The sequence below is a fragment of the Microbispora triticiradicis genome, from assembly GCF_005864065.1.
Lineage (GTDB): Bacteria > Actinomycetota > Actinomycetes > Streptosporangiales > Streptosporangiaceae > Microbispora > Microbispora triticiradicis.
The window spans coordinates 783,281-795,973 of the sequence record NZ_VANP01000001.1; the positions used below are offsets into that span (position 1 = coordinate 783,281).

The window sequence follows — 12,693 nt, forward strand, 5'->3', positions numbered from 1 at the left end:
GTGAGCGTGGTCCGCGCCGCCACCGGGCGGCCCGTCGTGGCCGGGATCGTCGCCGTACGCCCCCGGGCCGTGGCCGTGGGGATCGGCTGCCTGCTGCTGGCCCTCGTCTTCGGCGTGCTCACGGTCGGCGGCGGCGACTACCCTATGAGCCCGGCGGACGTGCTGCGCACCCTCGCGGGCGGCGGCGGCCCGGCCGAGGACTTCGTCGTACGCGAACTCCGGCTGCCCCGGGTGGTGACCGCGCTGGTCGTGGGCGCGGCCCTCGCGCTGGCCGGCGCGATCTTCCAGTCGCTCGTGCGCAATCCGCTCGGCAGCCCCGACCTGCTCGGCTTCACCCAGGGCGCGGCGACGGGCGCGCTCCTGGTGGTGGTCGCGGGCGGCGGCAGCGCGGCCCTCGCGGGCGGCGCGGTGCTCGGCGGCGTCGTCACCGGAGTCGTGATCTACCTCCTGGCCTGGCGCGGGGGCCTGCACGGGCACCGCCTCGTGCTGGTGGGCATCGGCGCCACCGCGGTCCTCACAGGAGTCAACGGCTATCTGCTGACCCGCGGAAGGCTCATGGAGGCGGCCCGCGCCATGCTGTGGCTCACCGGCAGTCTGGACGGCCGCGGCTGGGAGGACGCCCTCCCCCTGCTCGCCGCGACGGCGGTGCTGGTTCCGGTGGTGCTGCTCGGCTGCGCGCGGCCCCTGGCGATCACCGAGATGGGCGACGACCTGGCCCGCGGCCTCGGTGTGCGGGTGCAGGGACTGCGACTCGTCCTGACGGCGGCGGCCGTGCTGCTCGCCTCCCTCGCGGCGGCGGCCGCCGGGCCGGTGTCGTTCGTGGCGCTCACCGCGCCGCATCTGGCCCGGCGGATGACCCGGACCCCCGGGCCGAACCTGCTCACCGCGGCCTGCGTGGGCGCCGCGCTGCTGACCGGCGCCGACCTCGCGGCGCAACGACTGTTCGGAGACCACCAGTTGCCGGTGGGAGTGGTGACGGGCGTGCTCGGCGGCGGGTACCTCGTCTGGCTGCTCGCCGCCCAGCGGAAGGCGGGCCGGATTTGACCAGGACGAACGGAAACGGAGTGATGACGTGGTGAGCGGCGCGGTGGAGGCCGTGCGGGGCGACGGGCCCCGGTTGCGCGGCGACGCGCTGACCCTCGCGTACGACGGGCGGGTCGTGGTGGAAGGGCTGGACGTCGCCATCCCGGACCGGTCCTTCACGGTCGTCGTGGGGCCCAACGCCTGCGGCAAGTCCACCCTGCTGCGGGCGCTGGCACGCACGCTCAGGCCGTCCGCCGGGGCGGTGCTGCTCGACGGACGGGACGTCACCTCGCTGCCCGCGAGGAAGGTCGCGCGCACCCTCGGCCTGCTGCCGCAGTCGTCGGTCGCGCCGGACGGGATCACGGTCGCCGAGTTGATCGGCCGCGGCCGGTATCCCCACCAACGGCTGCTGCGCCAGTGGTCGGCGGACGACGAACGGGTCGTGGGGGAGTCGATGGCCGCCACCGGGGTCGCCGACCTCGCCGGGCGCCTGGTCGACGAGTTGTCCGGCGGCCAGCGGCAACGGGTGTGGATCGCGATGGCGCTGGCGCAGGAGACGCCGCTGCTGCTGCTGGACGAGCCGACGACCTACCTCGACATCGCCCACCAGATCGAGATCCTCGACCTGTGCGCCCGGCTGCACGAGGAGCGGGGGCGCACGCTCGTGGCCGTGCTCCACGACCTCAACCACGCCGCGCGCTACGCCACCCATCTGATCGCGATGCGCGGCGGGCGCGTCGTGGCCTCCGGCGCTCCCGCCGAGGTGATGACCGCCGGCCTGGTGGAGGAGGTCTTCGGCCTCCCCTGCCGCGTGATCGACGACCCGGAGACCGGCACTCCGCTGGTCGTCCCCGCCGCCCGCCGCCGTACGGGGGAGAAGGAGTCGTGAGCGTGCAGATCTACCGCGATCGGTGGGGCATCCCCCACCTGCGCGCGGGCGACGCCCGTGAACTGGCCTACGCCCAGGGGTTCGTCACCGCGGTGGACCGGGCCTGGCAGCTCGAGGTCGAGCGGCTCCGTGGGGCCGGCACCTCGGCGGCCGTCCTCGGCGCGGACGCCGTCCCGTGGGACCGGTTCGTACGGCAGGTCCGGCTGGACGACACCGCCCGGCGCTGCCTCCGGGCACTCGACGCGGACACCGCGGCATGGGTGGGCGCGTACGTGGACGGCGTCAACGCGGGCCTGCCCGAGGGAGCCCGCCGCACCCCGGAGTTCCGGACGGCAGGGCAGGCGTCGGACGCGGCCGGTCACGACGAGACAGGGCCCGGCCCCGCCGGGGACGACGGCGCGGCAGGAGACGGCGCGGCCGCGCTCGTGCCGGGCCGGTGGGAGCCGTGGACGCCGCTGGCGGTCTGGCTGTCGCACCACGTCCTGTTCGCGCACGTCCCGGCGAAACTGTGGCGTGAGGCCGTCACCGCCCGGCTCGGCGCGGAGGCCGTGGCGCTGTTCGCCACCGACGGGCCGGGCACCTCCGGAAGCAACGGCTGGCTGGTCCCCGGCGACCGCACCCGCACGGGGGCGCCGATCATCGCCGGAGACCCGCACCGGATCATCGAGGACCCCGGCTTCTACCAGCAGATCCACCTGGCCTGCCCGGAGTTCGACGTGGCCGGGCTGGCCGTGCCGGGAGTTCCGGGCATCGCCCACTTCGGGCACGCGGGGACGGTCGCCTGGGCGATCACCAACGCCATGGCCGACTACCAGGACCTCTTCCGCGAACGCCTCCGGCGCCGGGACGGCCGCGTCGAGGCGCTCGGCCCGGCCGGCTGGCGGCCCGCCACGGCCTATACCGAGGTCGTCGAGGTCGCCGGAGGCGAGCCCGTCGAGGTGGAGGTGATCGAGACCGAACGCGGCCCGGTCGTCATGGGCGAGTCTCCCCTGCCGTACGGGCGCGCGCGGCAGGAGACGAAGGGACGCGCTCCTCGCGACCGGGACGCCGGGCGGGAAGGCGGGCGGGACGCCGGGTCGCCGACCGGCCACGCGGGCGAGTGGGAGGACGGCCCGGACACCGGGCAGGACACCGGGCAGGACACCGGGCGCGAGGACGAGCTGGATGCCGGACGCGAGGACGAGCGCGCGGGCGAGTGGGAGGGGGTGAGCCTGCGGTACCCGCCGCGGGTGTTCCACGACCTGGGATTCGCGACGCTTCCCGCCCTGCTGCGGGCCAGGACCGTGGCCGACGTCGACCGGGCGTTCGACCGGTGGGTGGAGCCCGTGAACGTCGTGCTCGCCGCGGACACCGGCGGCGGCCTGCTGCACCGCGTCGCCGGTCTGGTGCCCGTCCGCCACCCGGGCAACTCGCAGCGGGTCGTGCCCGCCTGGGAGCCCGGCCACGAGTGGCGCGGCAGGCACGCGCCGATGCCCCGCCGGGAGGTCACCGGGATCGCGGTGATGGCCAACGAACGAGGAATCTCGGCTCCGTTCGGCGTCGAGTTCGCCCCGCCGTACCGGGCCGATCGGATCAGGGCCCTCCTGGAGGCCGCCCCCGTCTGGTCCGCCGGGGACATGGCGGCGATCCACACCGACACGCTCCTGCCCGGCGCGCGGCCGCTGCTGGGGCTGCTGGCCGGGCTGACCGGGCTCAGTCCCGGCGCCGTACGCCTCCGGGACCGGCTCACCGGCTGGGACCGGCGGATGGACGCGGACAGCGCCGGCGCCGCGGCGTACGCGGCCGTGCGTGCCGAGGTGGTGCGGCGCCTGGCGGCCCATCCCGCGCTCGCGCCGCTGGCCGATCTGTCGCACCCGCTCCAGCCCGAACAGGCGCACAGCCCGGATACGGGCACTCCCGCGGAGGCTCGTCCCGCACAGGCCGACGGCGGGCCGCCCGTTGACGGTGACCGGGAGGCGCCGGGTGAAGGTGTCGCGTGTCCGGAGGTGTTCCGGCCGTGGCTGGTGGCGGCTCCCCGGATCGCGCACGCCCTGGAGACCCTGCTGACGACCGACCGGCTCCCCGGGCTCGGCCCTGACGATCTGGCCGAGATAGCGCGGGCCGCGCTGGAGGACGTGGCGGCTCGCGGCGAGACCGGCGTCCGGTGGGGTGACCTGCACCGGCTCGTCCCCTGGCGGGCGCTGCCCGTTTCAGCGGCCACTCCGTCGGACCCCTCCGGCGCCGCGCAGGCGGAGCCGGGGATCTCGGGTGACCACGGTTGTGTGCTGTGCACGTCCAGCGTGCCGGGTGTCACCCATCACTGCGCCCGCGGCCCGGCCGCCCGCTACGTCTGGGACCTCGCGCGGCGCGACGCGAGTCTCTGGGTCGTCCCGTTCGGCGCGAGCGGCGTGCCGGGCGACCCCCACCACCGTGACCAGCAGCCGCTGTGGGTGCGCGGCGAGCTCGTGCCCCTGGTCACCGACTGGACCCTGCTGACGGAGGAACGACATGATCTCTGAGGCTTCCGCCCGGCGGGCGGCCGTGTACGAGCAGGTGGTGGCCGGGTTCGGCACCGTCCGCATCGTCCCGGTGGATCCGGCGGCCGACGCCGCTCTGATCCACTCGTGGGTCACCCAGGAGCGGGCGAGGTTCTGGGGCATGCTCGACGCGAGCCCCGAGCGGGTCCTGGAGATCTACGACTACCTGGACGGGCTGACCACCCACCACGCCTACCTCGTTCACCGCGACGACCGGCCGGTGGCGCTCCTCCAGACCTACGAGCCGGAGGCGGACCCGGTCGGTGAGTGCTACGACGTCCGGCCGGGCGACTTCGGTGTCCACCTGCTGGTCGGCCCGGCCGCCGGGGAGGGCGAGCGCGGCTTCACCGGCGCGCTGCTGTCCGCCCTCCTGGCGTACGCGTTCTCCGATCCCGCCCACACCCGGATCGTCGCCGAGCCGGATGCCCGCAACGAGAAGGTGATCGGCCGCATGCTGCGGACCGGTTTCACGCTCGGGCCCGAGATCGACCTGCCGGACAAGCGCGCCCGGCTGCTCTTCCTGACCCGAGACGACCGCTGAGAACCAAGGAGTACGCAGTGCTGCTCGACGCCCTTTCCCGGCATCTGGAAGGCCTCGCGGCCGAGCGCGGCGGCGTGCTGGGGGTGCTGCCCGGGCTGGTCGCCGACGACTCCCCCGGCTGGATCCCCGCGGCCGACCTCGTGCGGGAGCCGTACGAGGTCCTGCTCGCGTTCGTGGACGAGACCGCGGCACGCTGGAACGCGCCGCGTCACGTGGCGGCGGCGCTGCTGTGGAAGACCTACGGCTACTGGCACACGATGCCGATGGTCCTCGGCTGGGCCCTCCACCGGCGGGTGCCCGTGATGCGCCTGGAGGACACGCTGGTCAGGCCGTCGGCGGCGGGGATCACGCTGGCGGCGTCCCGAGTGACCGTGGCCGTGCTCCCCGACGACCCCGCGGCCGGAACCGTCACCGGAATCCCCACCGGAACCACGGCCACCGCCACGGCCGTCGGCGCAACCACCGCGACAACCACCGCCACGGCCGTCGGCGGAACCACCGCCGGAACCGTGGCCGCGACCCTGGCGGCACCGGTCTCGGGGCCGTCCGGCACGGTCGTCGTCGAGGACCTGGCGGCGGTCATCAGGGCGGCGATGCTCGACGGCCAGCGTCCGTTCGTGCAGGCGCTGAGCGCGGTGGCGCGGGTGGGGGAGCGCACCCTGTGGGGATCGACCGCGGAGGCGGTCGCCCACCCGCTGCTCGCGCTCGGGCCGTACGCCGAGGCGGCCCGGCTGCTGGAGGAGATCGGACCGCCGGTCGCCGGGCTGCTCGCGCCCGACGGCGACGGGTACCGCCGCCGCACCTGCTGCCTGTGGATCACGCTGCCGGACGCCGACCCCTGCTCCACCTGCTGCGTGCCGGCCGCGCGGACACCCTAGATTCCGGCCGGGAAAGAATTTCCGGCGATCGTGTCCATCCCGCAGGGTCTCATCCGTAGAGGTGGTGTGCGGCGACGCCCGCACGTGACACCCACAGGGAAGGAAAGCTCGGCATGAAATACATGCTTTTGATCAACAGCAGCTCCGAAGGCCCGGCCGAGGAGGTCGAGGGCGCGTCGTTCGACGACTGGCTCGCCTACGACAAGATGGTGCGGGACGCCGGCATCCACGTGTCGGGGCACTCCCTCGCCGACCTGACCACCGCGACGACCGTCCGGGTCGCCCCCGACGGGCAGCGGACCATCACCACCGACGGACCGTTCGCCGAGACCCGTGAGGTGCTCGGCGGCTACTACGTGCTCGACGTGCCCGACCTCGACGCCGCCCTGGACTGGGCCGCCCGCTGCCCCGGGTCGCGCGGCGGCGGGTCGGTCGTGGTGCGGCCGGTGGCCGAGTTCGACATCTGACGCGTTCGGCATCCGACGAGTGACGATCCGACGATGACGGACGGCCGGGCGGCTACGGCGGTGGAGGCCGTGTTCCGGGAGGAGCGCGGCCGGCTGCTGGCCGCGCTGGTGCGCCGCTTCGGCGACCTCGATCTCGCCGAGGAGGTCACCGCCGAGGCGATGGAGGCGGCCCTGGTGCACTGGCCGGTGGACGGCGTGCCGCCGAACCCGGGGGCGTGGCTCGCGACCACCGCGCGGCGCAAGGCGGTCGACCGCCTGCGGCGGGACACGGCGTACGCCGCCCGGCTGGCCATCCTGCAGGTGGAGGCGGAGCGGGCCGCGCCGCCCGCTCCGGAGATCGGCGCCGGCGACGACCTGCCCGACGAACGGCTCCTGCTGTTCTTCACCTGCGGCCACCCGGCCCTGCCCGCCGAGGACCGCGTCGCGCTGAGCCTGCGGTGCCTCGCCGGGCTGACCACCCCCGAGGTCGCCCGGGCCTTCCTCGTCCCGGTCGCCACGATGGCGAAGCGGATCGTCCGGGCGAAGAAGAAGATCCGCGAGGCCCGGATCCCGTTCCGTGTGCCCAGTCCGGACGAACGGCCGGAGCGGCTGGCAGGGGTGCTCCAGGTCGTCTACTCCATCTTCACGGAGGGGTACGTCGCCAGTTCGGGGTGTGATCTGCAGCGCTCCGACCTCGCCGAGGAGGCCATCCGCCTGGCGCGCATCCTGCGCCGGCTGCTGCCGGCCGAACAGGAGGTCTGCGGCCTGCTGGCGCTGATGCTGCTGGTCCACGCCCGCCGTGACGCCCGGACCGGGCCCGGCGGCGGGCTGGTGCTCCTCGCCGACCAGGACCGCGGCCGCTGGGACCGTACGATGATCGAGGAAGGGCTGGCCCTGGTGCCCGTTGCGCTGACCGGCGGCCCGGTGGGGCCGTACGGCGTGCAGGCCGCGATCGCCGCCTTGCACGACGAGGCGGCGGACATCACCACGACCGACTGGCCGCAGATCGTAGCTCTGTACGACGTCCTGTTCGCGCTTACTCCGTCGCCGATCGTGGCGCTGAACCGCGCGGTCGCGGTCGCCATGCGCGACGGGCCGCAGGCCGGGCTGGCGCTCCTGGAGCAGCTCGCGGAAGAGCCCCTGCTGCGGGATCATCACCCCTATCACGTGGCATGCGCCGACCTGCTGTCCCGGCTGGGCCGGAAGGGTGAGGCCGCCGTAGCGTACCGGCGGGCCCTCGACCTCGCCGGCACCGAACCCGAACGCGCTCACCTGCGCCGGAAACTGTCCCCGGAATGAGCCCGAGCCCTGATCAGCCGCGGCTGGGTGTGGGGCTGGGGTTGTAGGTCGGGGTGCTGCTGGCTGTGGGGGTGGGGTTTCTGCTGGGTGTGGGGCTGGGGTTGTAGGTCGGGGTGCTGGCTGTGGGGGTGGGGTTTCTGCTGGGTGTGGGGCTGGGGTTGTAGGTCGGGGTGCTGCTGGCTGTGGGGGTCGGATTGCCGCTGGGTGTCGGGCTGGGGTTGTAGGTCGGTGTGCTACTGGCTGTGGGAGTCGGATTGCCGCTGGGTGTGGGGCTCGGGTTGTAGGTCGGGGTGCTGGAAGGTGTGGGGCTCGGGTCGTCGATGGGGCTCAAGGTGGGGAACGGCGCCGGCCGGGGATTGATGGTGAGGACGGGGCTTGGGCTGGGACTTGCCGGTATGGCGTGGGCGGCGTCCGCATTCACCAGGTCGCCGGCGAAGACGGCGAGAAGCGCGGTCAGGGAGAGCAGAAGCCCGGACCGTGTGATCGTTGTGTAGTGCATGGGCGCAGGCTGGCTCCCCGCACTTGGAAGTCACTTGTGAGCAGCCGCATGCGCTGGTCGCAGCCGTGGGCGCGCGCGTTTGCGCGGCGCCACACGCACGTTCCATGATGCGATTCCTTCATGGTGGAGTAGTGCAGGTGATGGTCGCCGAGCTGGGGGCCGAGGCCGTCGAACGGCCCTGCTCCTTCGCGAGGGACCAGCTCTTCCTCATCGGGCCGGAGTGATCCCCGCTGTTCCCCCGGCCGGCCGGGCGGGTCCGGGCGCTCATGCGGAACGCCCCCGCTCCGGCGGGCGGGCGGGTTAGGACCGCGTGCCGTCGTCCAGGGTGATGACGACCTTGACGTCCTCGGGTTCCGCGGTGAACGCGTCGGCGAACGACTCCAGCGGCACCCGGCGGGTGATCAGCCGGTTCAGCCAGACGTGGTCGGCCTGCGCGAGGGCGTCGGCCGCGGCGGCGTAGTGACGGAGATTGGCGTTCACCGACCCGATGAGGACGTCGTTCTCCAGCACGATGTCGCGGTTGAGGCTCCCGGCGTCGATCGTGAGCCGGCGCCCGGCGGAGGAGACCCCGGTGAGGCAGACGATGCCGTACGGCGCGGTGTTGAAGGCCACCCCGAAGATCACCGGTCCGGCGCCGGTGGCCTCGATGACGACGTCGGGCCGGATCTTCGCCGAGACCTCGCCCGCGTCGCCCGTGTGGTAGTCGGCGCCGAGGTCGCGCACGAGTTCCGGTTTGGGGCCGTCGGTGACCCGGTCGAGGACGTGCACCTCCAGGCCGCGCCGCACGCCGAGCAGCGCGGCCAGCAGGCCGATCGGCCCGGCGCCGGTGACCAGCGCCGTCTTCGGGTGGAACCAGGCCCGGGCGCCGACCTTCTCGACCTCGTCCCAGGCCTTGGCGACGACGCTGGTGGGTTCGAGCAGCACCCCGACGTCCGCCAGCGCGGGATCCAGCTTCACCGCGTAGCCGGGCTCGACCACCCAGGCCTGGCTCGCGTACCCGTCGAGGTCCTTGATGCCGCGCTCGGTGTATCGGCCGTTGCGGCACATGTCGAACTGCCCGTGCGCGCACGCGCCGCACGGCACCGGGTCGGGCCGCCGGACCACGCCGACCACCAGGTCGCCGGGGGCGAAGCCGCTGCCCTCGGGCGCCCGCCGCACCCTGCCCAGCGACTCGTGGCCGATGACCAGTCGCTCGCGGCCGGGCGGGGCCGAGCCGTAGTCACCCGCGGCGATCTCCTTGTCCGTGCCGCACACTCCGACGGCGAGGCCGTCGACGAGCAGGTCGCCGTCTCCCGGCTCCGGGTCGGGGACGTCGACGACCGCGAGGGAGTCCTTTCGCAGCGGGACGACGGTGAGAGCGCGCATCAACGCCCACCTCCAAGGTGCTCGGCCGGGTCCGCTCCGGACAGGTGACGGGCCGCGTTGACCAGTCCGACGTGGCTGAACGCCTGCGGCGTGTTGCCGAGCTGCCGCCGGGCGACGGGGTCGTACTCCTCGCTGAGCAGCCCGAGGTCGTTGCGCAGATCCAGCAGCCGTTCGAAGAGCTCGTACGCCTCACGGTGCCGCCCGATGCCGTACAGGGCGTCGGCGAGCCAGAACGTGCAGGTGACGAACGCGCCCTCCGCGCCGGGCAGGCCGTCGACGTCGCCGTCGGCGCCGGGCCGGTAACGCAGCAGGAAGCCGTCGGAGCACAGCTCACGCTGAACCGCTTCCACGGTACCCCGCACGCGTGGGTCGTCCCAGGGCAGGAACCCCGCCCGGGGGATCAGCAGCAGGGCGGCGTCGAGGCCCTTCGACCCGTAGAACTGGGTGAACGTGTTCCGCCCCGGGTCGTAGCCGCGGTCGCACACCTCGGCGTGGATCTTGTCCCGGGTGGCCCGCCACCGGTCCACCGGCCCCTCCAGGCCGAACCGTTCGACGGCCCGCACGGCCCGGTCCATGCCCGCCCAGGCCATGACCTTGGAGTGCACGAAGTGGCGGCGGTCGCCGCGCACCTCCCACAGCCCGTTGTCCGGGTCGTCCCAGTGGCCCTCCAGGAAGTCCAGCAGCGCGCGTTGCAGGTCCCAGGCCTGTTCCTCGGACTCGATGCCCGCCATGCGGGTCAGGTGCAGCCCGTCCAGGACCTCGCCCCACACGTCGAGCTGGAACTGGCCGGACGCCGCGTTGCCCACCCGCACCGGAGCCGACCCCTCGTAGCCGGCCAGCCAGTCGATCGTGTATTCGGGCAGCCGGCGGGTGCCGTCGATGCCGTACATGATCTGCAGGTCGGCCGGATCGCCGGCCGCGGCCCGCAGCAGCCACTCCCGCCACGCCTTGGCCTCCGCGACGAAACCGGTGCCGAGCAGCGCCTGCAGCGTGAACGTCGCGTCGCGCAGCCAGCAGAACCGGTAGTCCCAGTTGCGCGGGCCGCCGAGCTGTTCCGGCAGCGAGGTGGTGACCGCGGCGACGATGCCGCCGGTCGGCTTGTAGGTCAGCGCCTTGAGGACGACCAGCGAGCGGCGGACCGCGTCCTCCCACCGGCCCTCGTAGCGGAAGCCGCGCAGCCACGACGTCCAGAACGCCTCGGTGTCGGCGATGGCCCGCTCGGCGTCCACCGGCTTGGGCGTGCGTTCGTGCGAGCGCCGGTAGGTCAGCACGAACGGCACCCGCTGCCCGGCGGCGACGGTGAAGTCGGCGTAGGTGGTCATGTCCTCGCCGCGCAGCGGCACCGGGGTGCTCAGCCAGGCGGCGTCCGGCCCGGCGACCGCGACCAGTTCGCCGTCCCGGCTCCGCACCCAGGGCACGATGTGGCCGTAGTCGAACCGCAGCCGGAGCGCCATCCGCATCGGCACCCGTCCGCTCAGGCCCTCGACCACGCGTACGACGTCGGCCGCCTCGCCGCGCGGCGGCATCGCGTCGATCACCCGTACGGAGCCCTCGGGGGTGTCCCACTCCGTTTCGAGCACGAGGGAGTCGCCCCGGTAGCGGCGGCGCGTGCACAGCCCGCCCGCGGCGGGGGCCACCCGCCAGAAGCCGGCCCGTTCGTCACCGAGCAGGGCGGCGAAGCACGCCGGGGCGTCGAACCGGGGCAGGCACAGCCAGTCGACCGACCCGTCCCGGCCGACCAGCGCCGCCGTCTGCAGATCACCGAGCAGTCCGTAGTCCTCGATCCGCAACGCCACCGCGCGCCCCCACAGCCGTCCACCACTCCTGAACCGGCGCGCTACCCCGGCAAAGGGAACGTATGTACTGTGCAACGAAACTGTGCGGCGGAAGGGCGGGGCGGAGGCGGTGCCGGACGGGCAGGAGCTCCCGGAACGCGCTCCTGCCCGTCCTGCCCGATGACCCGCCGAGCCGTCAGCCGCGCCTGGGCTCCAGGCGCACGGCGGTGACTCCGCAGTCGAACGGCGTCACGGAGACGACGCGGAACCGCTTCTTGTCGCCGCCGCCGGGGAACACCGGCAGGCCCGCCCCGATCGCGGCCGGGTTGACGAACAGGTTGAGCTCGTCGATCAGGTCCGCGGCGATCAGGCTCGTGACCAGCGTGCTGCCGCCGTACGTGATCAGGTCGCCGCCCGGCTGGGCCTTGAGCTTGCCGATGGTCTCCGCGAGGTCGCCACCGGCCACGACGGCGTTGTCCCAGGGCGACTCCGCGAGGTCGTTGGAGATGACGGTCTTGGGCGTGTTGTTCATGAAGTCGATGGCCTCCTGGGTCTCCCCCTCGGGACCGGACGCCCAGGCCGGGATGAACCCCTCGGCGAGCCGGCGGCCCAGGACGATGTGGTCGACGTTCTCCATGAGCCCGGTGATGTAGGCGCCGAGGTCGTCGGTCCACGGGAAGGTCATCCAGTCCATCTCGCCGTGCGGGCCACCCATGTAGCCGTCGAGGGTGGTCTGGACCTGAAGCTTGAGCTTGCGCATGATGTGTTCCTTCTTCTTCGCTGAGTGAGAGGTCAGGCGACGTACGGATTCCTGGCGCGGGCCTCGCTGAGCGCGGCGGCCCACCAGGCGAGCTGGTCGAGCATCGTCGTGACGCTGGTGTTGCAGGCGGCGCCGTCCTTCGGCCAGCTTCCGTCCGCGGCGAACAGGTCCCAGTAGCACGGGAGGCTGATGGTGCCCTGGAGCGTCACCGCGTGCAGTTCGGCGAAGACCTGCCGCAACTGCGCGACGGCGTGCAGGCCGCCGGACTCCCGGCCGTAGGAGATGAAGGCGACCGGCTTGGCGTGCCACTCCTCGTAGTACCAGTCGATCGCGGTCTTGAGCGACGCGGGGAAGCTCTGGTTGTACTCCGGGGTGACGACGGCGAAGGCGTCGGCGGCGGCCAGGCGCGCGCCCAGCTCCGCCACCTGCGGCGGGACGAGGTCGTCGTGGTCGCCGAGGGTCGCCGGGACGCGGGTCTCCGCGAGGTCGATCAGGTCGATCTCGAAGTCGCCGCGCCGGCGCGCCCGCGTGGTGAACCACTGCGCCACCGTGGGGCCGAACCTGCCGCTGCGGGTGCTGCCGATGATGACCGCCAGCACTGGTCTCGTGGTGTCCGGCATCCTCGGCCTCCCTTTTCCCGCTTCGCCGTCCGGCTGATGTCCCCGACTCTCGCAGGGGGCGTTTACGGTTCGTTTACGGTGT

Annotated in this window: 11 protein-coding genes; 7 read left to right on the top strand and 4 right to left on the bottom strand. The window is 73.6% G+C overall.

From position 1 onward, the window contains the following. The 7 genes from FED44_RS03800 (at position 1) to FED44_RS03830 (ending at position 7,592) form a co-directional block, all read left to right on the top strand. On the top strand, positions 1-1,044 hold the full coding sequence (locus FED44_RS03800; RefSeq protein WP_244301689.1) for a FecCD family ABC transporter permease: 1,044 nt from the start codon (positions 1-3) through the stop codon (positions 1,042-1,044). Between the two features lie 28 nt (positions 1,045-1,072). Then, complete coding sequence (locus tag FED44_RS03805) at positions 1,073-1,912, top strand: ABC transporter ATP-binding protein (RefSeq protein ID WP_244301690.1); 840 nt, start codon at positions 1,073-1,075, stop codon at positions 1,910-1,912. Continuing rightward, positions 1,909-4,410, top strand: a complete 2,502-nt coding sequence (locus tag FED44_RS03810) for a penicillin acylase family protein (protein WP_138459745.1) — start codon at positions 1,909-1,911, stop codon at positions 4,408-4,410. Before FED44_RS03805 ends, FED44_RS03810 begins: the two co-directional genes overlap by 4 nt. Further along, positions 4,400-4,969, top strand: coding sequence for a GNAT family N-acetyltransferase (locus tag FED44_RS03815; protein ID WP_138459746.1), 570 nt, complete (start codon positions 4,400-4,402; stop codon positions 4,967-4,969). Before FED44_RS03810 ends, FED44_RS03815 begins: the two co-directional genes overlap by 11 nt. Before the next feature lie 17 nt (positions 4,970-4,986). Then, positions 4,987-5,847 (top strand): (2Fe-2S)-binding protein, encoded by an 861-nt coding sequence (locus tag FED44_RS03820; protein WP_138459747.1) that lies wholly within the window; start codon positions 4,987-4,989, stop codon positions 5,845-5,847. A 113-nt stretch (positions 5,848-5,960) separates the two neighbouring features. Beyond that, positions 5,961-6,314, top strand: coding sequence for a YciI family protein (locus FED44_RS03825; RefSeq protein ID WP_111697446.1), 354 nt, complete (start codon positions 5,961-5,963; stop codon positions 6,312-6,314). Positions 6,315-6,347: 33 nt separating this feature from the next. Next, positions 6,348-7,592, top strand: coding sequence for an RNA polymerase sigma factor (locus FED44_RS03830; protein ID WP_138459748.1), 1,245 nt, complete (start codon positions 6,348-6,350; stop codon positions 7,590-7,592). Positions 7,593-8,391: 799 nt separating this feature from the next. On the opposite strand, the gene FED44_RS03835 is transcribed toward FED44_RS03830, so the two are convergent. The 4 genes from FED44_RS03835 to FED44_RS03850 form a co-directional block, all read right to left on the bottom strand. Beyond that, positions 8,392-9,456, bottom strand: a complete 1,065-nt coding sequence (locus tag FED44_RS03835) for a glucose 1-dehydrogenase (protein WP_138459749.1) — start codon at positions 9,454-9,456, stop codon at positions 8,392-8,394. Further along, positions 9,456-11,252: a glycoside hydrolase family 15 protein gene (locus tag FED44_RS03840; RefSeq protein WP_138459750.1), complete on the bottom strand. Its 1,797-nt coding sequence runs from the start codon at positions 11,250-11,252 to the stop codon at positions 9,456-9,458. Before FED44_RS03840 ends, FED44_RS03835 begins: the two co-directional genes overlap by 1 nt. Positions 11,253-11,427: 175 nt before the next feature. Beyond that, positions 11,428-11,991, bottom strand: a complete 564-nt coding sequence (locus FED44_RS03845; protein ID WP_138459751.1) for a dihydrofolate reductase family protein — start codon at positions 11,989-11,991, stop codon at positions 11,428-11,430. Positions 11,992-12,023: 32 nt separating this feature from the next. Then, on the bottom strand, positions 12,024-12,611 hold the full coding sequence (locus tag FED44_RS03850; protein ID WP_138459752.1) for an NADPH-dependent FMN reductase: 588 nt from the start codon (positions 12,609-12,611) through the stop codon (positions 12,024-12,026). Positions 12,612-12,693 lie beyond the last annotated feature (82 nt).

Bases quoted from the DNA above. Each gene is read 5' to 3' on its own strand.
- FED44_RS03835 (WP_138459749.1), bottom strand. From the start codon at position 9,456: ATGCGCGCTCTCACCGTCGTCCCGCTGCGAAAGGACTCCCTCGCGGTC.
- FED44_RS03815 (WP_138459746.1), top strand. From the start codon at position 4,400: ATGATCTCTGAGGCTTCCGCCCGGCGGGCGGCCGTGTACGAGCAGGTG.
- FED44_RS03850 (WP_138459752.1), bottom strand. From the start codon at position 12,611: ATGCCGGACACCACGAGACCAGTGCTGGCGGTCATCATCGGCAGCACC.
- FED44_RS03830 (WP_138459748.1), top strand. From the start codon at position 6,348: ATGACGGACGGCCGGGCGGCTACGGCGGTGGAGGCCGTGTTCCGGGAG.
- FED44_RS03825 (WP_111697446.1), top strand. From the start codon at position 5,961: ATGAAATACATGCTTTTGATCAACAGCAGCTCCGAAGGCCCGGCCGAG.
- FED44_RS03845 (WP_138459751.1), bottom strand. From the start codon at position 11,991: ATGCGCAAGCTCAAGCTTCAGGTCCAGACCACCCTCGACGGCTACATG.